Source organism: Apibacter adventoris, assembly GCF_002964975.1.
GTDB lineage: Bacteria > Bacteroidota > Bacteroidia > Flavobacteriales > Weeksellaceae > Apibacter > Apibacter adventoris.
This window is the reverse complement of record NZ_PSZM01000024.1, coordinates 124,209-151,099: the sequence shown is the minus strand read 5'-3', so window position 1 is coordinate 151,099 and position 26,891 is coordinate 124,209. Positions and strand designations below refer to the sequence as shown.

General features: G+C 28.3%; 23 protein-coding genes. 10 read left to right on the top strand and 13 right to left on the bottom strand.

The genetic code is table 11. The annotated features are described in order from the left end of the window. Positions 1-14 precede the first annotated feature (14 nt). From lptB to tamL, 5 genes are all read right to left on the bottom strand, one after another. Entirely contained in the window at positions 15-743 is a 729-nt protein-coding gene (gene lptB / locus C4S77_RS03765) for an LPS export ABC transporter ATP-binding protein (protein WP_105192328.1), read from the bottom strand. A 167-nt stretch (positions 744-910) separates the two neighbouring features. After that, complete coding sequence (locus tag C4S77_RS13515) at positions 911-1,048, bottom strand: tryptophan-rich sensory protein (protein WP_221405077.1); 138 nt, start codon at positions 1,046-1,048, stop codon at positions 911-913. Between the two features lie 7 nt (positions 1,049-1,055). Then, entirely contained in the window at positions 1,056-1,376 is a 321-nt protein-coding gene (locus C4S77_RS03760; RefSeq protein ID WP_221405076.1) for a TspO/MBR family protein, read from the bottom strand. A gap of 213 nt (positions 1,377-1,589) precedes the next feature. Beyond that, the gene (locus tag C4S77_RS03755) at positions 1,590-2,738 is read right to left on the bottom strand and encodes a sensor histidine kinase (RefSeq protein ID WP_105246174.1); all 1,149 of its coding nucleotides are present in this window, start codon (positions 2,736-2,738) and stop codon (positions 1,590-1,592) included. Between the two features lie 15 nt (positions 2,739-2,753). Continuing rightward, positions 2,754-5,612 (bottom strand): translocation and assembly module lipoprotein TamL, encoded by a 2,859-nt coding sequence (gene tamL, locus C4S77_RS03750; protein ID WP_105246172.1) that lies wholly within the window; start codon positions 5,610-5,612, stop codon positions 2,754-2,756. Between the two features lie 3 nt (positions 5,613-5,615). Here tamL and C4S77_RS03745 point away from each other — a divergent pair, with 3 nt between their 5' ends. The 7 genes from C4S77_RS03745 (at position 5,616) to C4S77_RS03715 (ending at position 11,963) form a co-directional block, all read left to right on the top strand. Beyond that, on the top strand, positions 5,616-6,350 hold the full coding sequence (locus C4S77_RS03745) for an RNA methyltransferase (RefSeq protein ID WP_105246170.1): 735 nt from the start codon (positions 5,616-5,618) through the stop codon (positions 6,348-6,350). A gap of 61 nt (positions 6,351-6,411) precedes the next feature. Beyond that, a complete protein-coding gene (locus C4S77_RS03740) occupies positions 6,412-7,173 on the top strand; it encodes a lipopolysaccharide kinase InaA family protein (RefSeq protein WP_105246168.1) in 762 nt (253 codons plus the stop codon). 21 nt (positions 7,174-7,194) lie between these two features. Further along, a complete protein-coding gene (locus C4S77_RS03735) occupies positions 7,195-8,160 on the top strand; it encodes a YheT family hydrolase (RefSeq protein WP_105246166.1) in 966 nt (321 codons plus the stop codon). 142 nt (positions 8,161-8,302) lie between these two features. After that, on the top strand, positions 8,303-8,869 hold the full coding sequence (locus C4S77_RS03730; protein WP_105246189.1) for a cob(I)yrinic acid a,c-diamide adenosyltransferase: 567 nt from the start codon (positions 8,303-8,305) through the stop codon (positions 8,867-8,869). 249 nt (positions 8,870-9,118) lie between these two features. Continuing rightward, positions 9,119-9,667, top strand: a complete 549-nt coding sequence (locus C4S77_RS03725; protein ID WP_105246164.1) for a hypothetical protein — start codon at positions 9,119-9,121, stop codon at positions 9,665-9,667. 243 nt (positions 9,668-9,910) lie between these two features. Then, the gene (locus C4S77_RS03720; RefSeq protein ID WP_105246162.1) at positions 9,911-10,522 is read left to right on the top strand and encodes a thiamine diphosphokinase; all 612 of its coding nucleotides are present in this window, start codon (positions 9,911-9,913) and stop codon (positions 10,520-10,522) included. A 7-nt stretch (positions 10,523-10,529) separates the two neighbouring features. Next, positions 10,530-11,963, top strand: a complete 1,434-nt coding sequence (locus C4S77_RS03715; protein WP_105246161.1) for a hypothetical protein — start codon at positions 10,530-10,532, stop codon at positions 11,961-11,963. Positions 11,964-11,974: 11 nt separating this feature from the next. Here C4S77_RS03715 and ffh read toward each other — a convergent pair whose 3' ends face one another. Continuing rightward, entirely contained in the window at positions 11,975-13,324 is a 1,350-nt protein-coding gene (gene ffh, locus C4S77_RS03710; RefSeq protein ID WP_105246159.1) for a signal recognition particle protein, read from the bottom strand. A 179-nt stretch (positions 13,325-13,503) separates the two neighbouring features. On the opposite strand from ffh, the gene C4S77_RS03705 reads away from it, so the two are divergent. After that, positions 13,504-14,436 carry a manganese-dependent inorganic pyrophosphatase gene (locus tag C4S77_RS03705; protein ID WP_105192305.1) on the top strand — a complete coding sequence of 311 codons (933 nt, stop codon included), beginning with the start codon at positions 13,504-13,506 and terminating at the stop codon, positions 14,434-14,436. Positions 14,437-14,509: 73 nt separating this feature from the next. On the opposite strand, the gene C4S77_RS03700 is transcribed toward C4S77_RS03705, so the two are convergent. The 5 genes from C4S77_RS03700 to C4S77_RS03680 form a co-directional block, all read right to left on the bottom strand. After that, a complete protein-coding gene (locus tag C4S77_RS03700) occupies positions 14,510-16,246 on the bottom strand; it encodes a thiamine pyrophosphate-dependent enzyme (protein WP_105246157.1) in 1,737 nt (578 codons plus the stop codon). Between the two features lie 681 nt (positions 16,247-16,927). Next, positions 16,928-18,445, bottom strand: coding sequence for a 2,3-bisphosphoglycerate-independent phosphoglycerate mutase (gene gpmI, locus C4S77_RS03695; protein ID WP_105246155.1), 1,518 nt, complete (start codon positions 18,443-18,445; stop codon positions 16,928-16,930). A 139-nt stretch (positions 18,446-18,584) separates the two neighbouring features. Further along, the gene (glmS, locus tag C4S77_RS03690) at positions 18,585-20,429 is read right to left on the bottom strand and encodes a glutamine--fructose-6-phosphate transaminase (isomerizing) (RefSeq protein ID WP_105246153.1); all 1,845 of its coding nucleotides are present in this window, start codon (positions 20,427-20,429) and stop codon (positions 18,585-18,587) included. Between the two features lie 37 nt (positions 20,430-20,466). Further along, positions 20,467-21,975 (bottom strand): DUF4270 family protein, encoded by a 1,509-nt coding sequence (locus C4S77_RS03685; protein WP_105246151.1) that lies wholly within the window; start codon positions 21,973-21,975, stop codon positions 20,467-20,469. A gap of 8 nt (positions 21,976-21,983) precedes the next feature. Further along, entirely contained in the window at positions 21,984-22,793 is an 810-nt protein-coding gene (locus tag C4S77_RS03680) for a glycogen/starch synthase (protein WP_105192295.1), read from the bottom strand. A 46-nt stretch (positions 22,794-22,839) separates the two neighbouring features. Here C4S77_RS03680 and panC point away from each other — a divergent pair, with 46 nt between their 5' ends. Both panC and C4S77_RS03670 read left to right on the top strand, forming a co-directional pair. Beyond that, positions 22,840-23,745 (top strand): pantoate--beta-alanine ligase, encoded by a 906-nt coding sequence (gene panC, locus C4S77_RS03675; protein ID WP_317614909.1) that lies wholly within the window; start codon positions 22,840-22,842, stop codon positions 23,743-23,745. 242 nt (positions 23,746-23,987) lie between these two features. Continuing rightward, a complete protein-coding gene (locus C4S77_RS03670) occupies positions 23,988-25,010 on the top strand; it encodes a lysylphosphatidylglycerol synthase transmembrane domain-containing protein (protein ID WP_105246147.1) in 1,023 nt (340 codons plus the stop codon). 239 nt (positions 25,011-25,249) lie between these two features. Here C4S77_RS03670 and C4S77_RS03665 read toward each other — a convergent pair whose 3' ends face one another. Both C4S77_RS03665 and C4S77_RS03660 read right to left on the bottom strand, forming a co-directional pair. Beyond that, positions 25,250-25,849 (bottom strand): 50S ribosomal protein L25/general stress protein Ctc, encoded by a 600-nt coding sequence (locus tag C4S77_RS03665; RefSeq protein WP_105192291.1) that lies wholly within the window; start codon positions 25,847-25,849, stop codon positions 25,250-25,252. A 10-nt stretch (positions 25,850-25,859) separates the two neighbouring features. After that, positions 25,860-26,795 (bottom strand): ribose-phosphate pyrophosphokinase, encoded by a 936-nt coding sequence (locus C4S77_RS03660; RefSeq protein ID WP_105192289.1) that lies wholly within the window; start codon positions 26,793-26,795, stop codon positions 25,860-25,862. Positions 26,796-26,891: the final 96 nt, after the last annotated feature.

Here is a 26,891-nt window from a genome sequence, read left to right as displayed (position 1 = left end):
TGATTATTAAAACTTTAGATTTTTTCAAAACGAAAGTTTTCACCTAAATATACTTGTCGAACCAAAGGATCATTAGCTAAATCCTCTGGATACCCTTCTTTTAATATATTTCCTTCAAACATTATGTATGTACGATTGGTGATTGCTAAAGTTTGTTGTACGTTATGGTCTGTAATTAATATACCTATATTTTTATTTACCAAAGAACGAACGATTTTTTGTATATCTTCTACTGCAATTGGGTCTACTCCAGCAAAAGGTTCGTCTAATAGAATAAATTTAGGATCTGTAGCCAGACAACGAGCTATTTCACACCTTCTACGTTCACCACCTGAAAGTAAATCCCCTCTATTTTTTCGAACATGTTCCAAACCAAATTCTTCAATAAGTGAATCTGTTTTGGTTTTTATTTCATTTTTAGAAAGTTTAGTCATTTCCAAAACTCCCTTTATATTATCTTCTACAGACAATTTACGAAAAATTGATGCTTCTTGGGCTAAATATCCTATCCCCTTTTGTGCTCTTTTGTACATAGCATCTTGGGTAATATCTATTTTATCTAAAAAAATTTCTCCTTGTGTGGGCTTTATCAAGCCTACTATCATATAAAAAGTTGTAGTTTTCCCTGCCCCATTAGGTCCTAAAAGACCAACAATTTCTCCTCTTTGTACATTTAGGGAAACATCTTTTACTACCCTTTTACTTCCATATGTTTTGATTAAATGGTCTCCTTTTAAAATCATAGGTTCAAAAATAATATTTTTTTTAATCCGTAGATGATAGAATATTGTTAATTTTTTACTAAGTGATGATAAAACACAGAATAAACAAAATTTCTATTTTTTTTTGATTATTAAATTTTTGTAATTAATATTAAATGAAATGAGTCATGAAACAAATCTCTTGTTTTTTAATTATATATTACAATATAACTGTTTAAATAAGTGGCCAATCCCAACCAAATTATATAAGGAAAAAACAACCATGCGCTTATTTTTTGTATAGAATAACACTTAAATGTAAAAATTAAAACAGCACAATCTAGCAAAATAATGTTAAATAAGTCCTAAAAGAGGGTTTTGATAATAAAAGAAAGAAATACTCCAAGTAAAATTGAAAAATAATTGTATACAAAAATAAAATACTGCAGATTTTTTTTGTAAACCCTTTAAATTGAAAATGAGCCCAATGGATATGCCCATACATAAGTAAATAATACCCCAAGCTATAGGAAAGGCTATATTTGGCGGTGATAATATTGATTTATGTAAATATGGATACCAAGTTCTAAGCGAATCAGATTGAAAATACTTAGCTGTACTACCAATTAATAAACAAATAAATGTTGGGACTATTATATTACACCATTTTTTCATATGATTAATTTTTTTTAATACAACAATATTTATAACACAAAAATAATTTTAAATTATATATTATTTTTTTATTAATCACTGGAATTTATCTATAATATTACCATTGGATTTTACCTTCTTAATTAATAATAATACTATAGCTTTTTAATAAAACAAATAAAGGAATTATATATTTTTTATTTTAAGGCTTAGTATTTTGCAGTATAAGCGGTATTATTTTTTTAACATAATTCTGAATGTAGTACCTTTTTGAACTTCTGTATGTAATACAAATATTTTTCCGTGATGATAGTCTTCAATGATTCTTCGGGCTAAAGATAGACCTAAACCCCAACCTCTTTTTTTAGTAGTAAATCCGGGCCTGAATATTTTTTTAGTGTTTGGAGATGAAATTCCAGAACCTGTATCTGAAATATCTATGTATAAATGATGTTTATTTTCCTTTATTTCCAGTTTTATATATCCTTCACCTTTCATAGCATCAGCTGCATTTTTTACAAGATTTTCTATAACCCAACTAAACAAAGATATGTTCAATTTTACTGGCATAGGTTTCTCCGGTGCCTGAAAACAAAATTGAATATGGTTGGATACTCTATTTTCCAGATAATAAAATGCTTGTTGTGAAACTTGTACTAAGTCTGCTTCTTCCAAGGAAGGTAAAGAACCTATTTTAGAAAACCTATCTGTAATGGTAAGAAGACGAGTTACATCTTTTTCTATATTCTGAACAGGTTTGGGATCTATCGGTTCATTTTTGAGGATTTCTACCCACCCTATAATTGAGGAAAGAGGAGTTCCTATTTGATGTGCTGTTTCTTTCGCCATACCTGCCCACAAAAGGCTTTGCTCTGTTTTTTTGGTTAATTTGTAATACCAGTAAGTAAACCAAAAGAACAAGGAAATAAAAAGAAATAACAATATGGGATAGTATTCTAACTGGGAAAGAAATATAGAGTTTTTATAATATACATATTGTTTTCCAAAAGGTAGAATTATAGGAATGGGAGCATAGGAGTCTCCCATATTTTTTAATTCTTTTTTAAGTTTTCCGGGATTAGATATAATTTTTTTATCTACATTTTTTGAATCCAGATAATTACCTTTTTCATCTACTAAAATAACAGGAATAGTAGTATTTTGCTCTATTAATTGTACTAAAAATAGTTGTGTATTGGAGGGTAATGACTGTTCTGTATTTAATAATTGTAAAGTTTTTGCATAATTAGTTATTTTTACGGATTCTTCTTTTTTTAATTGATTGACCTTTTCATTAGAAAAAATAACAGTTATTACAGCTACCATAAGAGCTACAAAATATCCTAATGAGTTACTGAGCCTTATACTAGAATAGAATTTCATTATAATAGTTTTAAATTAAAACGGATAATCTATAGCAAAATTAATTTGTGGTTTTAAAGGTTTAATGTATTTAAAATACCACCGATCATCTTCATCTCTTGTAGGATCATGGAATTTATAAGCAAAATCAAAACGAATAATAAAATTGCTTATATTCCAACGAATTCCCCAACCTCCTCCAATACCTAATTCTTTATAGAAGGAATTAAATTCAAATTTATTGTGAGAATTTTTCTGAGTTCCCCATACATTGCCTGCGTCTACAAACAAAGCACCTTCAAATCCTTTACTTGGTAAAGGCAATCTATATTCTACTGAGGAAAATAACTTGAAATTATCTAAAGCTACTAATTCATAACCGTTCTTAGAACTTAATTTTGAAGTTCCAGGCCCAAATCCGAAAGCTTTCCATGCTCTAACATCACTAGGTCCCCCGACAGAATAACTCCGATCAAAAGGCATATCAAAAGAATTACCATATGGAATTCCTATACCGGCAAAAAAACGAGAATTTAAGGATCTTTTCCCTGAAAAATTCCAATATTTTCTAATATCAATATCTAATTTTATAAATTGTGAGTAAGGAACTCCAAATATTTCTTTTACTATTTTATTGTTTGAGGTTTTAAAATCTTTTAAGGAATTATTAAAGAGAGATAGCAGATTACCTGCAAACTCAACCTGAGTTCTAAAATAAAGTAGATTTTTTTTTGGAAAAAATCCTAACCTCTGATCATAAGTAAAATCATATTTAAATGATGATATTAACACATTCTGAGTAAATCTATATCTTCGTCTTTCGACCAAATTATAATAACTATCATACAATTTCGCATTTTGTTTTTGTAAATAGTCTTGAAAAGTTCTGTCGTCTTGTAAAGTAACTAATAGCTGATCGTCTTTAAGAGTTTTGGTATCATTATAATCTACACCGGCCGAAGGATTATATTTAAAATAATATTCATATACTTCATTTCTTGTTTTTCCATCTTCCTCATAGATATTAAAATAATTTCCTGGATTTAGAAATTGCGTATATTGTAAATTCCAAAGAGAAATTTGATGTATGGTAGTTCGCGTTGGAGTTACATTATAAGATATTGCCGCATTATAATTATGTCTATCAAGACCAATATTGTATTGAGCATTATAACCAAGCGATATGGCAGAGGAAGGTCCCCATTTTTTAGGAACTAAACTTTTAACATTAAACGGGACTAACAATCTTGGAAAAGACAAACTGGCTTGTATTGATATTTCTGAAGCATTAAAGAGTTTTTGGTTATTTTTTTTAGATTCTATATTACCTAAAGATCCGCCAAAAGTTATACTTAGATTTTCTGCACCTCTGAAAAGATTTTTAGCTGTAAATGTTAGGTTGGGGGTTATCCCAAAATTGGCAACACGAGAACTAAATGATTCAAATCCTATTTCATAAGAATATTTATCCATAGGTGATAATATTATATTAGATATAAGAGTAGAATCTGAACCTCTTTCAGCAAAGGTATTAAATCCTAAAATATTGAAATTATTTACCTTATATATATTCCTACGAGTTTCTATTTCGGAATTTAAACGATATTTATCACCTATTTTAAACACCATCATATCCGAAAGTACACGGTTTTTATATCTTCCTCCACTTTTATTTACTATAAGTATAGAATCTCGTGTTAGAGTTTTAATTTTCTTACCATTAATTTTAACAATTTTTCCTAAATTATCTTTTTTAAATTCTTTTTTTTTAACTATATAATAAGTTGAATCTATAGGCACTCCATGGTTCGGTTGATATCTGGCTCTATCTAAAGTAACATTAACCTGATTATAGGTAAACCTTTTGAAATGAGGGGCTTTTTTTATCGTGTCTGATTTCAAGGAATCGGTTGATGTGTTATTATTCAATAAACTCTTACTTATTTTTAAAGTTACAGGAACTTCATAGATACTTTTTGCAGTATCTACATAAAAAATAACTTCATCTTTTAAATCATTAAATCCAAAATATCCTAAATTTTTAAAAATATTTTCTAGTTTAGAAATTTCATTTTCAAACACATATGCATCTAACCTATCTCCTTTTTTTATAATAGAATCTCTTCCAAAAATAGAATAAATAAATTTCTCCTTACTCATGGTATCTTTTTTATTTTTCAACCTTTCCTTTACATATCGTAAATACCCTGCATACATAGGATTTAAAATTCCATCATCAATATCATACTTTACAGATCCTATCGTCATAGGTCTGCCTAACCTTATATCATACTGTGTTTTGGCTTTCTTTTTATTGGTAATAAGACTATCTGTAACTATAGCTTTACGCCAACCTCTATTAATAAAATATTTTTGTAAGTTTTCTGCAGACCCTCTAGATATATTTTCATCTATCATTACAGGAGCTTCGCCATTATGATAAAAAAAACGATCTATCCAACGTGACTTTCCAACATATTCTTTCATATTATATTTTATGTATAAAGAGTCTAATAAACTTTGTTTTCGTTGTTTTGAGTTTACAGCGTAATATTCGCTATAAACAGAGTCAAATTTTGGGTTAGAAATATCATATAGCCAAAGCCTTAAAGGAATATAAAATAGAATTTTCCTATTAGGCTTTTGTTTTACATAGTTAGGTAATTCATCTAAATAAGGACTTCTATATTTATTTAAAATAGGTTGTCCTTTTTCATTTAAATATGGATTTCCATACGAATCCAAATACGGACTTCCTTTTTTATCTAAATACTTAAAATTACTTCCAATAAAAAGATGTTCATTTTTAGCTACTTTATTAGTTCTACAAGAAAAAACAAATAGTATTTGAACAAAAATTAATATCTTTAATGTAATATTGTTTTTTAATTTCATTTTATGTTGTCCTCAAGTAAAGTTAAACTTATTCAGTCTCTTAATAAAAAAAAATATAGACAAAAATATAATTTATTTGTGGTTGAAGGTATAAAAAACATTAAAGAGTTTGTTTTCTCGAATTTTTTAATTTCTAATATATATACTACGGAACCTATTCCCTTTATGCAGGAGCATCAATATCAAATTATATCTCATGAAGAATTAAAAAAAATCAGTTTTTTAAAAACTCCGCATAATGCTCTGGCTTTAGTGGAACTGCCTGATACTTTACCTTATTCTATTCAGGGAATTCAAATTGCTTTAGATTCTATACAAGATCCCGGGAATTTAGGAACTATTATACGTTTGGCAGATTGGTATGGTATAGAGCAGATTTTCTGCAGTGAAACGTCAGTAGATGTTTATAACCCTAAAGTAGTTCAAGCAACCATGGGATCTTTAGCAAGAGTACAAGTAAATTATACAGATTTAAAAAAATTATTAACTACCTCTCCTATTCCTGTTTGTACAACAGACATGGATGGGGAAAATATTTATACCTCTTGCCTTCCTCAAGAGGCTTTTCTCGTAATGGGAAATGAAGGAAACGGTATATCGGAAGATATTAAATCAATTTCCAATCTTAAGCTTACGATTCCCAGATTTGGGAAAAAACAAAAAACAGAAAGTTTAAATGTAGCTATATCTACAGGAATTATATTAAGCGAATTTTTTTCTCAAAAAGAAAAGATTTAATTTGAAAAACTAAAAAGAAAAAACTATTATAAAACTACAAAAATAAGAAATATTTGTCAATATGAAATGGAAAATTCACATTATTGAAGAATTTAAATATGAAAAACATTTGTTTTTTGATATTATTAAAAATTTCAATACACTAGGATGTCTTATATTTAAAGAAAGGAATACTTTAAGAAAGATTCATAACGATGTATTAGGTACTTTAGCTGTAAAATCTTTTAAAAAACCTATTTTAATAAACCAATATATTTATTCAACATTTAGAAAATCAAAAGCTTATCGTTCATTTTATAATGCAAAATTTTTACTTTCAAAAAATATAAATACTCCTAAGCCTATTGCTTTTTTTGAACAAAAAAAAGGTAAAAAACTAATTCACTCGTTTTATTTTTCAGAATATTATAATTATGATTTTACTTTTAGAGAACTTATTGAAAAAAAAGAAATGTTTGCAGACTGGAATATAATTTTACAGAAATTTACCGAATTTATCTATAAAATGCATAATTCACAAATCTTATTCAAAGATTTATCTCCGGGCAACATATTAATAAAAAAAATAAACAACCTATATGAATTTTCATTAATTGATTTAAATAGAATGGCTTTTAAAGATTTATCATGGGATGAAAGATTACAAAACTTTATACGATTGTCTATGACTGAAGATATGATTAATATAATTGGTAAAACATATGCTAAACTTACAAATAGGAATGAAATGGAAACTATAAAAATTTTAATAGATAAAAATCAAATTTATCTCACTAAAAAAAGCCAAAAACAAAAATTTAAAAAATTAATAGGAAAAAAATAATTTATTATTTAACTTTAATAAATGCAATATATTAATCAATCAAGTTATGAGCCTCCAGACAATATTATTTATAAAAATGCTCATATATCTACTATTATACCCGGAATATTAAAAAAATATCCAATTCCTCCATATGTAAGGGAGCGGTTAGAATTAAGCGATGGGGATTTTTTACTTCTGGATTGGTGGAAACAAAGTAATACTGACAAACTGATTATTATTTCTCACGGTTTAGAAGGTCATTCTAGAAGAACTTATGTCAATAGCTGCGCCAATTATTTTCATAATGACGGGTATTCTATTTTAGCATGGAACCAAAGAAGCTGTGGAGGAGAAATAAACAGGTTACCCAAATTGTATCATATGGGACTTATTGAGGATTTAAATGAGGTAATAAAGCATGCTATTGATCACGGTTATAAAGAAATTGATTTAATAGGATATTCTATGGGAGGCATTTTATCTTTAAACTTTCTTGGTCGAATGCATACTCCTTCCTGTATTAAAGCTTGTGTTACTTTTTCCACTCCTCTAGATCTCCTTTCTAATGCAGCAGTTTTCAGAAAACGTTCTAATATTATTTACCTGAAAAATTTCATGGTAGATTTTATACGTAAACTTAAAATTAAACAATCTCAATTTCCTGAAATTTTTGATGAAAAAAAATTACGAGATATTAAATCTTTTGATGAATTAGACGATTTTTTTACAGCACCTCTATTTGGTTTTAAGAATAAAGAAGACTATTACAAAAAAAATTCGCCTTTATTTATTTTAAACGAAATAACTATTCCTACTTTAATAGTGAATGCTGAAAATGATCCTTTTTTAACACCTGAAAGTTTTTTAAATAACTTTGATATTCCTAATCATAACCTCTACTTTGAAAAACCCAAATTTGGTGGACACGTAGGTTTTAGTTTAAAAGATACCTCTTATTCCTGGGCAGAAATACGGGCTAAGCAATTTATTGAATCAATATCTTAAATCTAAAAAACTACTAACTATCAATTTATTCACACACAAAACAGTTTTTTATACTTTTTTATCTATTTAAAAAAGAATGAAAAAAAGGAATTTGAAAAGTCATTTTTTCGTAATTTACTCTTTTCAATTAAATTTATATTTTATGAAAGTATATACAAAAACAGGAGATACGGGAACTACATCATTATACGGAGGTGATCGTGTATCTAAAAATCATATGCGAATTCATACTTTTGGAGAAGTGGACGAGTTAAATTCTTATATCGGTCTGATAAGAAGTTATAACAATCAAAAAAAAATTGACAACCAACTGCAAATTATACAAAATTCCTTATTTGATCTAGGTGCAGAATTAGCTACTCCAGAAAATAAAATAATCTTAGCAAATGGTAAGCCACGTCTTAAATCTCTAATTTCAGAAAAATATATTACCCAACTTGAAAAATGGATTGATACAATGGATAAGCAACTTCCGACTCTGACTCAGTTTATACTCCCAACAGGAAATGTTCCTACCTCTATTTCTCATATTGCAAGAACTATATGCCGACGTGTAGAAAGAAGTATTATTTCATTAACTAAAGCAGAAGAAATACGCCCTATTCTACAAAAATATTTAAACCGTTTATCTGATTATTTATTTGTTCTTGCCAGATATTTGGGATATAAAGCCGGGGTAAAGGAAACTTTTTGGACTCCGAACCAATAAAGCTTTACTATTATCGTAAATACTAAAAATCTTACCATGTTGTCATTTAAATAATTACGAAGAATTAAAAAATTATCTAATTATTTTATTTGAAAAAAATATTTTGTAACATAAAAAATAATTGACAAATTTCTTTACATAATACATCATTTTTTTATCAAAAATATTGATTATATAGTAGAAAAAATAAAAATACTATAATTATTTTTTTTATCTAAATTGTACATATATTTGCAAAAAATTAATTATATGAAAAAATTATTATTTTTATTTAGCTTTATATTAATTGTTAGTTGTAATAAAAAACATAACACAACACAAAATGCTAATACGCATCAAGCTACTGACTCTTTAAATAATGGATCTACAAAAAAATTAAATTCTAGTAAATGGGAATATTCTGAAGAAGAAGATAAGATGGGCAGTAAAAATTATTATGCTATTGTTAAAAACCCTGAGAATTTAGAACTTGAGTTTCCTTATAACAATTCATATGCTTATTTATGTATAAGAAACCTAGATGGTCAAAATTCTCTTATTTTTTCAGTTACAGAAGGGCAAATAGATCATAATTTAGATGGAGGAAGTATTAAAGTTCGTTTTGATAGTGAAAAACCTTTTACAGTCAATTTTACTACTTCTCCTGATCTTAGTAGCAATTATATTTATTTAAATAACTCTGATAAATTAATTGAAAAATTAAAAACTTCTAAAAAAATGGTTATCGAAGTGCTATTTTTCCAAAATGGAATTAGACAAATTGAATTTAATACCGCTAATCTGGTTTGGAATCATTAAATTACTTTATTCTTAAATCTTTAATATTTTTATATATTTTTAATGAATGTAAACAAACAAGATTAATCATTAGTTTGCAATAAATATTATGTAGATCAATAAAAAAAGGTAATTTTACAAAATTACCTTTTTTTATTCTCTTTTTTTATGGACTGTTTTCATATGTTTACTTAAAATTATTTATTCTTTCGTGTAGAATAATTTATTAATTTAGCAAGATGAAAGTTACTTCATGGATTCCTAATGAATAAAGCCTTGCTTTTTATAAACGGAGAAATTCCTAAATCAATACCTGATTTTAATTATCCTTATTCAATCATTTCCTGTACAGATGGGGCATACACTCAATATGTATATAAATATCCTATAAAAATTAATTATATATCCGGAGATATGGATAGTATTTCTCTTCCCCATATTCCCCAAGATATTCCATTTATAATTACTCCTGACCAGAATAAAACTGATTTTCATAAAGCATTAGAAATACTTATTAATAAAGGAATTCGCGAAGTTGATATTTGGGGAGCATCGGGAAAAGAAAGTGATCATTTTATAGGAAATCTATCTACTGCTTTATTTTTTAAGAACCAAATAAAAATTACTTTTCATGATGACTATTCAATCTTTTTTTTTACTGATAAAAAAACAAAATTAAGAGGAGTAAAAAATAAAATTATTTCTCTTATTCCTTTTTTTGAAACACGTGGAATTACAACTACTGGATTACAATATCCGTTAAATAATGACGTTTTATCTTTTGCTACCCGAATCGGAACCAGAAATAGGGCTTGTTTGGATGAAATTTCTGTTTCTTATAGCCAAGGGGAACTTCTAATTTATATAGGTAAATAATTATTTTATGAGACTCTATCCTAAACAATATGTTATTTCTTCTCAACACAAAATATATGCAGAAAATGCTCAGATTTACGAATGGCAGGGCTTATCTATTGCCATTTGTAAAGATGATATAGAAAAGTTAGTTATTGGTGATAATTATGTTTTTTTTGGAGAAACTTTTGATTTTGAAAACCCAAAATTACTAAATGATCAAGTAGTCAGATCTATAGATTTTTCGTTGCCTTTACAATCTATAATTAAGCAAATAAACAAATGGACAGGATATTTTATTTTACTTATTAAACTTAATGATCGGTTTATATTATTGAATGATGCCTCTTCCCAATTAGAATGCTATTTTACCCATGATTCTTCTGAAATTAATTTAGCAGAGCAACCACATCTGCTATATAAATTACTAGGTGAAAAATATAGCATAGTGTCTGCAGATGTTCCACTTAATGTATTAAGTAATCGACGAAATATTTTTTACAAAACTATTTATCAAAGAATAAGCAAATTAATTCCTAATCATTTTTACGATTTTCAAAATAAACAATTAATTCGTTTTTATCCTTTTCAAAAAATTGAAAAAAAGGACACTTCTTATTGTATATCTGAAATTATACGAATATTAGAGAATACTATGCTTTCCTTAATACACCGAAAACCTTTGGTTTCAGCATTAACTTCCGGTTGGGATTCTCGTATTTTATTAGCCTGTAATAAAAAAAATATTGATAAAATTGATTTTTTTACTATAGACAAAATTCACTCTTATTCAGATATAGATGTGAAAATTGCTAAAGAAATATTGCATAGATTGGGAAAAAGGTTAAATATTTTTGAATTTAATAAATATCTGAGTAATCATTTCCCGCAAGAGGCTATATTTGTTTCTGATTATAATTCTGAAATTATTACTGATAATTTTTATCGACCTCATTTTAAAGATAAGTATTTAATTAACGGAAATATAAGTGAAGTGGGAAGGTTTTATTATCGACCCTTACCCAAAAAATTATCTCCTAAAGATCTGGCTTATATTGTTAAATGTGAACAAGACAAATATCATTTAGATATTTTTAAAACCTGGCAAGATGATTTTGCTCCATTTAAAAAAATGGGATATGATGAACTTGACTTTTTATATTGGGAACATAGAATTTCTAATTGGCTTGGTTCCTTAAAAACAATTTATAATATTTATACAACTGTGATTTCTCCTTTTAACAATAGATATTTACTAGATACATTATTTTCTATGGAAAAAAAATATAGAGATTCACGTTTCCCAAAATATTATAAAATTATTTTACAAAAATTAGTTCCTGAATTGAATGACATTCCTGTAAATCCAATGGAATCTATACAAAAAATTAAAATATCCAAGGCTTTAAGGGTCTATCCTATAACTAAAGCCTTACGATTAAAATTTAGAAAATTACATTAAATATATATAATTTAAAAAGGTTTTGCTCCACCTCCCATTTGTTTAGCCATAGCCTGCATCATCATTCTTCCTTGCGGGGTTTGCATCATTTTCATCATCTTACTCATTTGCTCAAACTGTTTTAATAACTGATTTATATCCTGAATGCTCCTTCCGCTTCCTTTAGCGATCCTATTTTTACGAGATGTATTAATAATTGCTGGATTTCTTCTTTCTTGAGGAGTCATAGAATAGATAAGAGCTTCAATATGTACAAAGGCATCATCTTCAATATTTACATCTTTGATGGCTTTTCCTACACCAGGAATCATTCCCATTAGATCTTTCATATTCCCCATCTTTTTAATTTGCTTGATTTGATTTAAGAAATCATCAAAACCAAATTGATTTTTAGCAATTTTCTTTTGAAGTTTTCTGGCTTCTTCCTCGTCAAATTGTTCCTGCGCTTTTTCAACTAAAGAAACCACATCTCCCATGCCCAAGATACGATCTGCCATCCGTTCAGGATAAAAGATATCTAAAGCTTCCATTTTTTCTCCTGTAGAAATAAATTTAATGGGTTTTTCTACAACAGTCCTTATAGTTAACGCAGCTCCTCCTCTAGTATCACCATCTAATTTTGTTAACACAACACCATTGTAATTAAGTACATCATTAAAGGCTTTAGCTGTATTTACGGCATCCTGCCCCGTCATAGAATCTACTACAAAAAGTGTTTCTTGAGGTGTTACGGCTTGATGAACATTTCTTATTTCATTCATCATTTCCTGATCTATAGCTAAACGACCAGCAGTATCTATTATTACAACGGTAAATTTATTTTGTTTTGCATAGTCTAAAGCATGTTGTGCTATTTCTACGGGATTTTTATTTTCTAATTCAGAGTATACTTCAACTCCGATTTGCTCTCCCAACACCTTTAGCTGATTTATTGCAGCAGGCCTATAAACATCTCCAGCTACTAATAAAACCTTTTTTTGTTTTTTGTTTTTAAGGTAATTAGCTAATTTCCCGGAAAATGTAGTTTTCCCTGAACCTTGTAATCCTGCAATTAATATAACCGTAGGATTCCCAGATAAATTAATGCCTACATTTTCACCCCCCATAAGTATTGCCAACTCGTCATGTACAATTTTAACCATTAACTGCCCGGGTGAAATGGAGGTAAGTACATTTTGTCCTAAAGCTTTATCTTGTATACGTTTTGTAAGGTCTTTGGCTACTTTATAACTAACATCTGCATCTACCAGGGCTCTGCGAATTTCTTTAACTGTTTCCGCAATATTTATCTCAGTTATTTTTCCTCTTCCTGATATGTTATGTAAAGCCTTATCTAATTTATCTTGTAAGTTTTGAAACATGGTTCTTCATTATAATATTATGCAAAAATAGAAAAGTTTTAGTTAATTTAAAAATATGATACCTTTATAGAATTTAATCTTTATTTTACAATTAAAATAAGATTTTTTCAAATTATGTATCTTTGTACCCTTAATATAAAATAATCATTTTATATTATAAATAATTTAAATAATAACTCATGAGTAAAATATTAATATTCGGACATTTAAATCCTGATACAGATGCTATTACTTCTGCAATTTCTTTTTCTTATCTCCAAAATGCTATAGGTAAAAATACAGAACCTGTAGCTCTTGGGATCCCTAACGATGAAACACAGTATGCTCTAGATTATTTTAAAACGAAGACTCTGAGAGTCATTACTAAAGCTTCAGAGGAAACATTAGAGGTAATGTTGGTAGATCATAATGAATTTCAACAATCTGTTTCTGATATTTCCGACCTAACTATTGGAGCCGTCATAGATCATCATAGAATTTCGAATTTTCAAACTGTAAATCCATTATATTACCGTGCTGAACCTGTAGGTTGTACTCAAACCATTATTTTAAAGCTGTTTAAGGAAAACCATATTCAAATTCCTCCTGAAATTGCAGGACTTATGTTATCCGGTATTATTTCAGATACTTTGTTATTTAAGTCTCCCACTTGTACTGAAGAAGATATTAAAGCAGCCCATGAGCTGGCTTCCATTGCAGGAGTAAATGTTAATGTATATGGACTAGACCTTCTTAAAGCGGGTACTAATATTTCTGATAAAAAAGCTGAAGAATTGTTATCTATGGATGCAAAATCTTTTGAAGTTGATGGTAAAAAAGTACGTGTGGCTCAAATAAATTGTGTTGATTTTAATGATGTTTTTTGTAAAAAAGCTGAACTGATAAATGCTATTAATAAAGAAATATCAATTCAGAATTATGATCTATTTTTATTAGTTGTAACTAATATTCTTGATAGTGATTCTAAAATTTTGGTTTTAGGTAATGCAGCTCCTATAGCAGAAAATGCTTTTGGAATTACTTTACATGAAAATGAAGCCATTTTAAAAGGTGTTGTTTCCCGTAAAAAACAAATTATCCCTCCTCTTACAAAAGCTTTATCTAACAAATAATTGTCTATTATATGATTATTTAAATGCAAAAGCAGTTATAAGTCTATAACTGCTTTTAATGTATTTTTAGGTTTTAAATGATCTCTTTAATATGTTTTATATTACCACTTATAGTATCTACTACTTCCTTAACATTTCCACTCAACATCATTTTTATCATAGCAGTACTCATTCCTTTAATTTGGCTCCATTCAATTTTAGGAGGTAATGCTAAAGAGTTTGGATCGGTCATAAAGTTTACCAAAACCGGTCCTTCAGTACTAAATGCTTCTTTAATAGCTGCTTCAACTTTTTCCGGATCGTGAACATTAATTCCTTTAAATCCCATTGCTTGGGCAATCATCCCAAAATCAGGATTTATCATATCTGTTTCATTATCAGGTATTCCATCTACTTCCATTTCCAGCTTTACCATACCTAAGGCTCTATTATTAAATACAAATATTTTAACTGGTAATTTGTATTGATAAATAGTTGCTAAATCGCCTAATAGCATAGATAAACCACCATCACCACAAAATGCAATCACCTGTTTCTCAGGTTGCGAAAGTGCTGCTCCTATAGCCATAGGCATAGCATTCGCCATAGTACCGTGATTAAAAGAACCTAACATTTTTCTTTTTCCTGTTGCATGTATATAACGAGCTCCCCATACACAACACATACCGGTATCTACAGTAAAAATAGCATCGTCTTCAGCTAATCTGTTTATTGTATCTGCAACATATTCCGGATGAATAAGATCTTTTTTTCCTTTATCATCTACATATATTTTCAAACCTTTTTTTACCTCCTTATATCTTTCAAGCTGTTCCTTTAAAAATATGTCTTTTGCTTTATTTTTAATTAATGGTAACAAAACTTGCAGGGTGTCTTTAATTTTTCCACATACCCCTATTTCCACTTTAGCTCTTCTTCCTAAAATTTCAGCTCTTTCATCTATTTGTATTATTTTTTTATCTAAAGGCATAAATTGCGCATAAGGAAAATCTGTTCCTAAAAGTAATATAACATCAGATTTATGCATACTGTGAAATGCGGAAGGTAATCCTAATAATCCTGTCATACCTACTTCATAGGGGTTATCATATTGAGTAGCCATTTTTCCTCTAAAAGAATACCCTATTGGTGATTTTAATTTTTCTGCTAATTGAATGAGTTCTGAATGTGCCTCTTTTACACCTATACCGCAATATACTGTTATTTTTTCATTATTATTTAATATATCTGCTATTTGATATAGCTCTTCATCAGATGGTCTTATTATGGAAGTATGTTTATAAATTTTAAGTGAACTAGGTGCTTCTTTAGCTTGTTTCGCTGCTAAATCTCCGGGAATACCAAAAACAGCTACTCCTTTTTTTGTTATAGCATGTTGTATAGCTGCCTGTAACATTCTAGGTGCTTGTTCCGGAGTTGTGGCTATTTGATTGTACACACTACAATCATCAAATAATTTTGTGGTGTTTGTTTCTTGAAAATAATCTGTTCCGAATTCAGTACTTATACAGGTGGAGGCTATGGCTATTACGGGTACATGTCCCCTATTAGCTTCATATAAACCATTAATTAAATGAACATGACCAGGACCTGAACTTCCTGCACAACAAGCTATACCTTCTAACTCTGCTTCTGCTGCTGCTGCAAAAGCTCCTGCTTCTTCATTTCTAACATGTATCCACTCTATCTTTCCATTTCTTTTTACGGAGCTATTTAATTCATTTAAGCTATCTCCTGTAACAGCATAAATTCTTTTAACTCCGCTTTGTACAAGTATATCTACTACTTGATCCGCTACTTTTTGACTCATAATTAATATAATATTTTTTTTCGAATATAACAAATTTCATTCCTTTTATTTAACTTAATAAAAAATAAATTCTTAATATATTTATATTATATTAACAATAATACATATTTATTTATAATTTTATTTTATATTTAAATTAAAATAATTAAATTAACCATTTCCTAAACTATAATAGCTTACATTATTTAACATTATGACATAATAATTTTAAATAATTTAATTAAATGAAATTATTTGCATTAAATATTTTTTATATATAAAAACATTTAAAAATATAATCACACTATTAAAATAAAAAATATTATAAAGAAATTATATAAAAAAAAGTAGTATAAAAAAATGTTTTTAAATAAATAATTTTTTAGGATTTTATTTTCGAATAATTTTATATAGATTAATATTGCGCCGAAATAATAAAGGGTATTATAATCAAATATAAAATAAGTTATTTTTTATAATCCAAAAATATCATTCATTTATTATTTAGTAGTATTTTTAAATGCTCAAATACTTTTATTTCAAGAATGTTACAGGTATAAGATAATGTCTTATAAATTATTATTCAGAAGAAAAATATTGAATTGAAAATTCAAAAAATAAGATTAATATATAATTATTTATCTATCTAAGTAAAACAAAAAGGAAGATTATAATCTTCCTTTTTTTAATTTTTAATTATTTTTAAATTAATACATCTCCTGTCATTTCTTTAGGTATAGGTATTCCCATAAGAGTTAGAATTGTAGGAGCTATATCTCCTAACTTTCCTTGATGTAATTTATATTGTTGATTATCTACAATTATCATTGGTACTAAATTGGTAGTGTGCTGAGTATTAGGTGAGCCATCTTCATTTTTCATTTTATCTGAATTCCCATGATCTGCTATAATAACTGTAACATAGCCATTTTCTAAAGCAGTTTGACATATTTCTTTAGCACATTCATCAACTGCCTCACAAGCTTTAACGGCTGCTTCAAAAACACCGGTATGACCAACCATATCGGCATTGGCAAAATTTAAGCAAACAAAGTCTACCTCCTTCTTTTTTAATTCCGGTATAATGGCATTTTTAATATCATATGCTGCCATTTGAGGTTTTAAATCATAGGTAGGAACATCTTTAGGAGAAGGGCATAATATTCTACTTTCATTTTTAAACTCTTCTTCTTTTCCTCCTGAAAAAAAGAATGTTACATGTGGATATTTTTCAGTTTCTGCTATTCTGATTTGTTTTTTTGTAGCATTGGCTATTACTTCTCCTAAGGTATTTTTAATGGTATCTTCTTTAAAAATTACTCGGATATTTTTAAAATTTTCATCATATTCCGTCATTGTAACAAAGTATAAATCTAGTTTCTTCATGCTTTGTTCTGGATAATCATTTTGTGTCAAAACCTCAACTATCTCTCTTGGTCTATCTGTTCTAAAATTAAAACATATCACTACATCTCCTTCTTGTATGGTTGCTATAGGTTTATCATTCTCCGTCACAATAATCGGCATTAAAAATTCATCAGTAATTCCATCTTCATAAGATTTTTGTATAGCATTCAGTGGATCAGAAGTTTTTATTCCTTCAGCATTTACTATAGTATCATAGGCTATTTTAACTCTCTCCCATCTCTTATCTCTATCCATTGCATAGTATCTACCAACAATTGAGGCTAATTTTGCGTTATTTTCTTTGCAAAATTGTAAAGTTTCTTTAATGAAACCTTTCCCACTTTGAGGATCACAATCTCGTCCATCTGTAAAAGCATGAACAAAAATATTTTTTACTTGGGAAGTATTCGCTGCTTCTACCAAAGATTTTAAATGTGAGATATGCGAATGAACTCCACCATCAGAAACTAATCCTATAAAATGAACCGGTTTATTATTTTTTTTGGCATATTCAAAGGCTTTTTTTAATTCTTCTTCATTTCCTAAAGTTCCATTTTCAACGGCAAGATTTATTTTTGCTAAGTTTTGATATACGACCCTTCCGGCTCCTAAATTCATATGTCCTACCTCTGAATTTCCCATTTGTCCTTTTGGTAAGCCTACATCTAGTCCATAAGTAATCAATGTTGTATTAGAATATTTTTGAAAGCAACTGTCAATAAATGGAGTTTTTGCTTGATCTATTGCTGATACTTTTTTATCTGTGGCAATTCCCCAGCCATCTAAAATCATTAAAATTACTTTTTTATTCATCTCTTGATATTTTTTGCAAAAATAGGCTATTTTTATTTTTTAATGTAATTAAATATTTCTATTTTTTTATGATTTTTGTACTATTTATAAAAAAAAGACTTAGATACCTAAGTCTTTTATATAACATATATTTTTTAGATTATTCAACTGTAACTGATTTAGCTAAATTTCTAGGTTGATCTACATTAACTCCTCTCATTACAGCTATATCATAGGCTAATAATTGTAATGGAACAGAGGCTAAAATAGGAACAAAATATTCTGAAACAGCTGGTATTTCTATAGCTTGAGAAACTATATTCTTAACTTGTGAATCTTCTTGAGTTACTATAGCTATTACTTTTCCTTTTCTAGAATTAATTTCCTGTATATTACTAACTATTTTATCATAATGAGTAGTTTTCGGTGCTATTACTACTACTGGCATATTTTCATCAATTAATGCAATAGGACCATGTTTCATTTCTGCTGCAGGATATCCCTCGGCATGAATGTAAGAGATTTCTTTTAATTTTAATGCTCCTTCTAATGCTACGGGATAATTATAACCCCTACCTAGATATAAAAAGTTATTAACATTTACATATAATTCTGCTATTTTTTTAACTTGCTCTTCTGTATCTTTAATTACTTGTTCTACTTTTACAGGAATTGATTCCAATTCTGTTAATAAAGAATTAAATTTTTCTTTACTAATGGTTCCTTTATGTTTTGCTAATTTTATGGCAATCATAGTTAAGACTGCAAGTTGTGCTGTAAAAGCTTTAGTAGAAGCTACCCCAATTTCTGGCCCTGCATGGGTATAAGACCCTGCATCTGTTAGCCGTGCAATAGAGGAGTCTACCACATTGCATATACCATATATAAATGCTCCTTTTTCTTTTGCCAATTTAAGTGCTGCGAGAGTATCTGCTGTTTCCCCTGATTGCGATATAGCAATAACTATATCTTCATCTGTAATTATGGGATTTCTATATCTAAATTCAGAAGCATACTCTACTTCTACAGGAATTCTGGCTAAATCTTCTATTAAATATTCTCCAATTAATCCTGCATGCCATGAGGTTCCACAAGAAATAATAATAATTCGTTTGGCATTTAAAAATTTTTCCTGATAATCCCAAATTCCAGCCATCTGAATTATGCCTTTTTCTACTAACAAACGCCCCCTCATAGTATCCATAATAGATTTAGGTTGCTCATGGATCTCTTTTAGCATAAAATGGTCATACCCTCCTTTTTCGATTTCTTCTAAACTAATTTTTAATTCTTGGATTATCGGATTAACTTTTTTATTATCTTTTATTTTATGTACATCTACTCCTTTGAGAGTAATAGTTGCCATTTCGCCATCTTCTAAATATACAGCTTCTTTGGTAAATTCTATAAATGGAGAAGCATCTGAGGCTACAAAATATTCATTATCTCCAATACCTATAGCTAAGGGGCTACTAAGTCTAGCTACGACCATCTCTTGAGGTTGATCTACTTCTATTACCGCTATAGCATATGCCCCGATTACTTCATTTAAAGCAACTCTAACAGCTGTACTTATATTTAATTTTTGAGAATCCTGAATGTATTGAATAAGATTTACCAAAACTTCGGTATCTGTTTCGCTTTGAAAGGTAAATCCTTTTGATAATAACATTTTTTTAATGGTATCATAATTTTCTATAATTCCATTATGTACTATAGCTATTTTACCATTATTAGATAGATGAGGATGTGAGTTTTTATCACTGGGAATTCCATGAGTAGCCCAACGGGTATGTCCCATCCCAACAGTTGCGGTAGAATTCAAATTAGAACATATTTTTTCTAAATCTGAAACTTTTCCTTTTGTTTTTTTTAGCTTAAAACTATTATTTTCGTTTAGAATAATTCCTGCACTATCATACCCTCTATATTCTAATCTTTTTAATCCGTTTATAATGATTGGATATGCTTGTTTATGTCCTATATATCCGGTTATTCCACACATAAAAAATAAAATTTAATTACTGTTTAATTTTTACAATTTAATTTTTTGTATAGGCTATTTCTAACCTTAATTGTTTGTCTCCTGCTGTTTTATTACCATAGAAAACTAACCTGAATGGTTCATAGGCCCGTGTTGTTTTGGTATATCCTAAATATGCATTTGAACTATTTTTTAAAAAATCTCCCATTTCTACTAAAATTTCATCATTAGGAAGATTTTTTTCTATTATATCTTTTATTTGTTTTGTTATATTTAAAGTATAATATCCTGGATTCCCAATAATATCATAAATTGGATTAAGGATATATGAACTTCCATAACCATTAGTCAGATCGGGCAAAAATTTCTTTTGAGTAACATTATATGCATAAATATAATTTGGCTTAGAAGCAAAATTTTCTGTCATATAGAATTTTAATTTAGCTCCCATAATAGCCCAACCTTTATTTTGTACTGAATCTTTTACGGCTAACAACTGGGAATCATTTAATTTTATATGAATAGATGGACCTCCCATTCCTTGTAGAAATAATTTAGATTCTCCTGATATTTTATCTGGGTTATCTCTATTATGTAAAAATTCATTACTCGCAGTAGCTCTTTTATAAAAGTTATATTCCCCTAAAGATGTATTATAATTACCTCCCATAGTGAAGGAATAAGAAGCATTAGTATATTTTGAATCTGATGAATTAACTTTATATCTGTAATATGCTATTAATTTTATTTTATTAACAGGAAAATTAAACATAAATTGAGAATATTCATTAATAGGTGAAATTCTTATTCCTTGAAAGTATTGAATGAAATGAGAATTATCCGCAATATTGACACTCCCTTTTTTATCGAAAAAATTTTGTTTAAAATAAGTAGGGTCTAATTTTATATAATAACCAGGAGTTGTTGCTTCCAAAATCGTACTTCCATTACTGGTTCTTATAGATGTGCTTATTACTGAATCCCCTATAGTTTTAGTACCTAAAAGTTCTCCTACAGTTACAGTTTTATTTGAATAAAATTTAGACTCTATTGATTCTAAAAAAGTATTAATTTTGTTTACTGACAGTTGCATTGTGGATCCAGTTTTTCCTAAAAATGAAGTTATAGGATATCGAGTTATATATTTTATAGTATCAATACCACTTGTAGTACCCGGATTTAGTGTAATTTGTTTTACTTTTGACTGAGAACTGTTATATTCAGGAAATAGAGATAATACCACAGAATCTACTATTTGCATAGAACCTTTAATTTCATCGGAAGTACTTAATCTTAACTGAGTACTGAATGAAGCTTTCGATTTGCCAAAAATATTATCTTCATAAACACCAATTAAACCTTTGGTAAGAGTTTTATAATCGGCTCTAATGGTATCGTTATTTGAAACATTATAAGCAACTAAATCAACATAAGCAATATTTCCTGCAGATTTATCCGGAATGAGATTAGCTCCAATATCTGTAGTATCATTTTCACAACTTAACAAAAAAGTTATTGATATAAAACACAATACCAATAACTTAAGATTAAATTTCAATATTTTCATATATTCCTTTACTCTTGAATATTTATTTCATTTGTATCTTGATAGATATTTTCTACATTTTCATCTTGTACAAAGCCAAATTTTGGAGTATCTAATTTATTAAATAAATCTTCTAATTCGTCTAATAAAACTTCTTCCCCTTTAACAATTGAATCTGAATCATTCATAGCCTGTTTAATAATACTTGTATACGAGTTATCTGTTAAAAATTGTAATTTACTAGTATCTATATTATCAAACTCTAAAATATCTTTTAGATTTTCACTAAATAATCCCCCATCACCATGATTATATACAGATGTTATAATCTTTATATCATTAAAGAAAGCATCGTTTGCATAAATAGTTCTTAAATAAATGGGTAAAAAACTGGCCATCCAACCATGAATATGTATAATATCGGGCACCCAGTTTAATTTTTTTATAGTTTCTAATACTCCTTTGGTAAAGAAAACAGATCTTTCATCATTATCTTCAAACCATTGATTAGAATTATCATGATATATTGCTTTTCTTTTAAAGTATTCTTGATTTTCTATAAAATAAACTTGCATCCTTTCTCCAGGTAAAGAAGCAACTTTAATTACTAAAGGTTGATCTAAATCATTAATGATCAAATTCATTCCAGACAATCTAATTACTTCATGAAGCTGAAATCGTCTCTCATTGATCATTCCAAACCTTGGCATAAAAATTCTTACATCGTTTCCTTGTGCAAACATTTGTTTGGCTAAATTGTAAACTCCTGATGAAATAGGATTTTCATTAAAATAGGGAACTAACTCAGAAGTTACATGAAGTATTCTTTTTGAACTCATTATAAACTGTAGACTGATTTTTAATTCTCAAAGTTACAAAAAATTAATGAAATGTAGTACTTTTGCGTCGTTTTCAAATATATTGATAATTAAATTTACCATAGTTATGCTGGTATTAAAAAATAAACAAGAGGTAACAGATTTTATTCAATCTCTTAAATATAAAGGGCTTACCATAGGCTTTGTACCTACAATGGGAGCCTTGCATTCTGGCCATCTTTCCTTAATAAAAAAATCAATAGAAGATAACCAATATACTATATGCAGCATTTTTGTTAATCCTACTCAATTTAATAACTTAATGGATTTGGAAAAATACCCTAGAACTGAAGATTCTGATATAGAGAAGTTAAATGCTGTGGGGTGTGATGCTGTCTATCTGCCTAAAATAGAAGATATTTATCCTAAAGGTACTGAAATTGATCCGATTGATTTAAAAGGGCTAAATTCTGTTATGGAAGGAGCTTCTAGGCCTGGACATTTTGAAGGGGTTGCTACTGTGGTAAAAAGATTATTTTTACAAACTCAACCCACCAATGCATATTTTGGAGAAAAGGATTTTCAACAATTACAAGTAATTAAACAAATGGTTAAAGATCTAAATTTACCAATTAACATTATAGGAATTCCCATAAAAAGAGAAGAAAATGGTTTGGCTATGAGTTCTAGAAATATCAGATTGTCTCAGGATTATATTAATAAATCAACAATACTTTATAAGTCATTAATACAAGCTAAAGAGTTAGTTAAATGTCATAATAATCCAAAGGAAATAACTCAAATTATTAAAAAATTATTTAATAATTCAGATCTGAAACTAGAATATTTTAATATAGCTGATGAAGAATCTTTACTGACACCTGAGGAATTTTTACAAGGTACACATTACCGTGCATTTATTGCAGCTTATGCCGGAGATGTCCGACTAATAGATAATCTTAGAATACTGTAAAATAAAATATTTAACTATTATTAATCATTATAAACATATAACCCAAAAATCGCTAATTATAAAAAAATTACTATTAAAATGTAAATTTATTAAAGTAAAATTGAACGCTATTATTACAGAAAATTAGAAAAGATATAATGTTAATTTTAAAAGTATAAACTAAGATTATATTTTAGCTTGCTATTTTTTATCTTTTTAAATCATTATTTATCAATTAAATATTAAACGAATTTCTTTTATTTATGAGTAAAAAATTAAAAAATTTTATCACTATTGTCATATCTTTATTTATAGCGGGTACTTTGATGTATTTAGTTTCGCGAAGCCTTGGTGGTGATTTCATACAAAAAACAGTCTCTGTAGTAAAACGTGCAAATTACTTATGGGTAGGTATTGCTGCTATTTTTGGTTTAGGGGCATATTGGATTAGAGCTATAAGATGGAATTTATTATTAGAACCTATGGGATATAAAATAAGCAATTCTAATTCTTTATGGGCTTTATCTTTTGGTTATTTTTTAAACTTAGGCATACCCAGAATGGGAGAAATAGGAAGAGCTACAGCTTTACAAACTGTTGAGGATGTTCCTTTTTCAAACTCTTTTGGAACTATCGTTACTGAAAGAATCATTGATTTTTGTTTTATGATTTTATTTTTACTTTTAGCACTCATATTTAATTATAGTTCCCTTCTTTCCTTTTTTGATTTACTTGGAAATAACTCTGATACATCAAACATCGAAAAAAGTTATACGATATATTATATTTTTCTAGGTATCTGCATTTTTTTAGGTATTTCTTTCCTTATATTTAGAAAAAGAATTTTAAAATTATCTTTTACAAAAAAATTAATAAATCTTTTGAATGGTATAGTTACCGGATTAATTTCTGTGTTTAAACTAAAGCAAAGAGTCAAATTTTTCTTACTTTCTTTTGGTATATGGATATGTTATTTTTTTGCTGCCTATATGGTTGTATTTGCTCTTCCAGAAACTTCTTTTATACCCATTAAAACCGGTTTTTTCCTTTTAGCTGTTGGAACTTTAGGTATGCTAGTTCCTGCTTCCGGAGGAATAGGTGCTTATCATGGAGCTATGATGATAGGATTTTCAGCTCTTTTTTTAAGTATGAATCAATCTGCTAAATTAGGTAAAGATATTGGGTACTCTTATGCCATATTATCTCATAGTTTACAATTAATAATTATGATTATTATGGGATTGATTTCTGTGTTTATGCTAGCTAAAAATAAAAAGGTAAAATAACTATTTTTTATTGAAATTACTTTTTGAAATATTAATTTAAGATTTCAGAAGCAAGTTATAGATATAATTAAAAAAAGAATTTTCAAACAAAATGTTACATTTGAAACCTTACTGGATAATTAAATATTTCAACAGTAAATATATACTGAGTTCTATATCTAAAAGTTTTATAAATATAAATTAAGAAAACAAAAAAACTGCAAAAAATTGCAGTTTTTTTATTTTTGAAAACTTCTTTCTTATTTTGCTGAATCAGCTTCAGTACTATCTTCTGCTGTATCTGCATCACCTTTAACATTACGCGATGTTTTAACAGCTGCAATAACCGTATTAGACGGATGTAAAATTTGAAATTTTTCAGCTTCTATTTTAGAGACTTCAAACTTATCTCCAACATCTAAGTCAGTAACATCTATTACTACCTCATCCGGTAAGTTTGCCGGTAAAGATTTAACTTTTAACTTTCTTAAGTTAACACGAAGTGCTCCTCCTCTAACTACCCCTTTAGATCTTCCCGTAATAATTACAGGAACTTCCATAGTTACTAATTTTTTAGGGTTTAATTCGTAAAAATCTGCATGGATAATTTTATCAGTTACAGGATGGAACTGAACATCTTGTAAAATAGCCTCTATTTTTTTACCCTCTACTTCTAAAGTAACTGTGTGTGCTTCGGGAGTATAAACTAAATTCTTAAAACTTTTTTCGTTTGTAGAAAAGTGTAATACTTCTTTTTCCCCATAAACAACACAAGGAACTTTTTCAGCATTACGTAAGGCTTTAGATGAATTTTTACCTACGCTTTCTCTTTTTTCTCCTTGAATTGTAATTGATTTCATAAAATTATATTTACATGATAAATTTTGTACTAATGGATTCTCTATTATGAACTAAGTTCATCACCTCACCAAATAGAGGGGCGCAAGATAATACTTTTATTTTACTTATGGAAGTATTTTTCAACGGAATTGAATCGGTAACAATTACTTCCTGTAATTTAGATTGATTAATTCTATCAAAAGCACCCCCAGAAAATATAGGATGAGTAGCCATAGCTCTAACACTTAATGCTCCGGCATCCATAATTAAATCAGCAGCACGAGTTAATGTTCCAGCCGTATCAATCATATCATCTACTAAAATAACATTTCTTCCTTTAACATCACCGATTAAGGTCATGAAATCTACATTATTAGCTTTTTTCCTTTCTTTATAACAAATTACTACCTCTGCATTTAAATAACTGGCATAACTTCTTGCCCGTTTAGCTCCTCCCATGTCCGGTGAAGCTATTGTAAGATTTTCTAAATTTAAGGATTTAACATAGCTGATGAAAATTGTAGATGCAAACAAATGGTCTACCGGAATTTCAAAAAAACCTTGAATTTGATCTGCATGTAAATCCATAGTCATTACACGCGTTGCTCCGGCTGCTGTTAAAAGATTTGCTACTAATTTTGCTCCTATAGGAACTCTAGGCTTGTCTTTCCGATCTTGTCGAGCTAAACCAAAATAAGGAATTACTGCTGTAATCTTCTCTGCTGAAGCTCTTTTTGCAGCATCTATAATAAGAAGCAATTCCATTAAATTATCAGCCGGAGGAAAGGTCGATCCTATTACAAAAACTCTAGAACCTCTTACTGATTCTTCTAAACAAGGTTGATATTCCCCATCGCTAAAATCCAAAAAACTAAGTTTCCCTAAAGGCATCCCATAACACTGAGAAATAGTTTCTGCTAATGAAATATTTTCTCTTGTTGCAAAAATATGAACTGGCTGATTCATTTATTATAGTTTATTTATATAGTTCCATAAAATTTTACGATGTTACAAATTTATTATTTTTAAGTAATATATAAAAAAATGAGTAACATTTCGCCT

Excerpts from the sequence above, each read along its gene's own strand:
- lptB (WP_105192328.1), bottom strand. The coding sequence starts at position 743 with ATGATTTTAAAAGGAGACCATTTAATCAAAACATATGGAAGTAAAAGG.
- C4S77_RS03760 (WP_221405076.1), bottom strand. The coding sequence starts at position 1,376 with ATGAAAAAATGGTGTAATATAATAGTCCCAACATTTATTTGTTTATTA.
- C4S77_RS03755 (WP_105246174.1), bottom strand. The coding sequence starts at position 2,738 with ATGAAATTCTATTCTAGTATAAGGCTCAGTAACTCATTAGGATATTTT.
- tamL (WP_105246172.1), bottom strand. The coding sequence starts at position 5,612 with ATGAAATTAAAAAACAATATTACATTAAAGATATTAATTTTTGTTCAA.
- C4S77_RS03745 (WP_105246170.1), top strand. The coding sequence starts at position 5,616 with ATGTTGTCCTCAAGTAAAGTTAAACTTATTCAGTCTCTTAATAAAAAA.
- C4S77_RS03740 (WP_105246168.1), top strand. The coding sequence starts at position 6,412 with ATGAAATGGAAAATTCACATTATTGAAGAATTTAAATATGAAAAACAT.
- C4S77_RS03735 (WP_105246166.1), top strand. The coding sequence starts at position 7,195 with ATGCAATATATTAATCAATCAAGTTATGAGCCTCCAGACAATATTATT.
- C4S77_RS03730 (WP_105246189.1), top strand. The coding sequence starts at position 8,303 with ATGAAAGTATATACAAAAACAGGAGATACGGGAACTACATCATTATAC.
- C4S77_RS03725 (WP_105246164.1), top strand. The coding sequence starts at position 9,119 with ATGAAAAAATTATTATTTTTATTTAGCTTTATATTAATTGTTAGTTGT.
- C4S77_RS03720 (WP_105246162.1), top strand. The coding sequence starts at position 9,911 with ATGAATAAAGCCTTGCTTTTTATAAACGGAGAAATTCCTAAATCAATA.
- C4S77_RS03715 (WP_105246161.1), top strand. The coding sequence starts at position 10,530 with ATGAGACTCTATCCTAAACAATATGTTATTTCTTCTCAACACAAAATA.
- ffh (WP_105246159.1), bottom strand. The coding sequence starts at position 13,324 with ATGTTTCAAAACTTACAAGATAAATTAGATAAGGCTTTACATAACATA.
- C4S77_RS03705 (WP_105192305.1), top strand. The coding sequence starts at position 13,504 with ATGAGTAAAATATTAATATTCGGACATTTAAATCCTGATACAGATGCT.
- C4S77_RS03700 (WP_105246157.1), bottom strand. The coding sequence starts at position 16,246 with ATGAGTCAAAAAGTAGCGGATCAAGTAGTAGATATACTTGTACAAAGC.
- gpmI (WP_105246155.1), bottom strand. The coding sequence starts at position 18,445 with ATGAATAAAAAAGTAATTTTAATGATTTTAGATGGCTGGGGAATTGCC.
- glmS (WP_105246153.1), bottom strand. The coding sequence starts at position 20,429 with ATGTGTGGAATAACCGGATATATAGGACATAAACAAGCATATCCAATC.
- C4S77_RS03685 (WP_105246151.1), bottom strand. The coding sequence starts at position 21,975 with ATGAAAATATTGAAATTTAATCTTAAGTTATTGGTATTGTGTTTTATA.
- C4S77_RS03680 (WP_105192295.1), bottom strand. The coding sequence starts at position 22,793 with ATGAGTTCAAAAAGAATACTTCATGTAACTTCTGAGTTAGTTCCCTAT.
- panC (WP_317614909.1), top strand. The coding sequence starts at position 22,840 with ATGAAATGTAGTACTTTTGCGTCGTTTTCAAATATATTGATAATTAAA.
- C4S77_RS03670 (WP_105246147.1), top strand. The coding sequence starts at position 23,988 with ATGAGTAAAAAATTAAAAAATTTTATCACTATTGTCATATCTTTATTT.
- C4S77_RS03665 (WP_105192291.1), bottom strand. The coding sequence starts at position 25,849 with ATGAAATCAATTACAATTCAAGGAGAAAAAAGAGAAAGCGTAGGTAAA.
- C4S77_RS03660 (WP_105192289.1), bottom strand. The coding sequence starts at position 26,795 with ATGAATCAGCCAGTTCATATTTTTGCAACAAGAGAAAATATTTCATTA.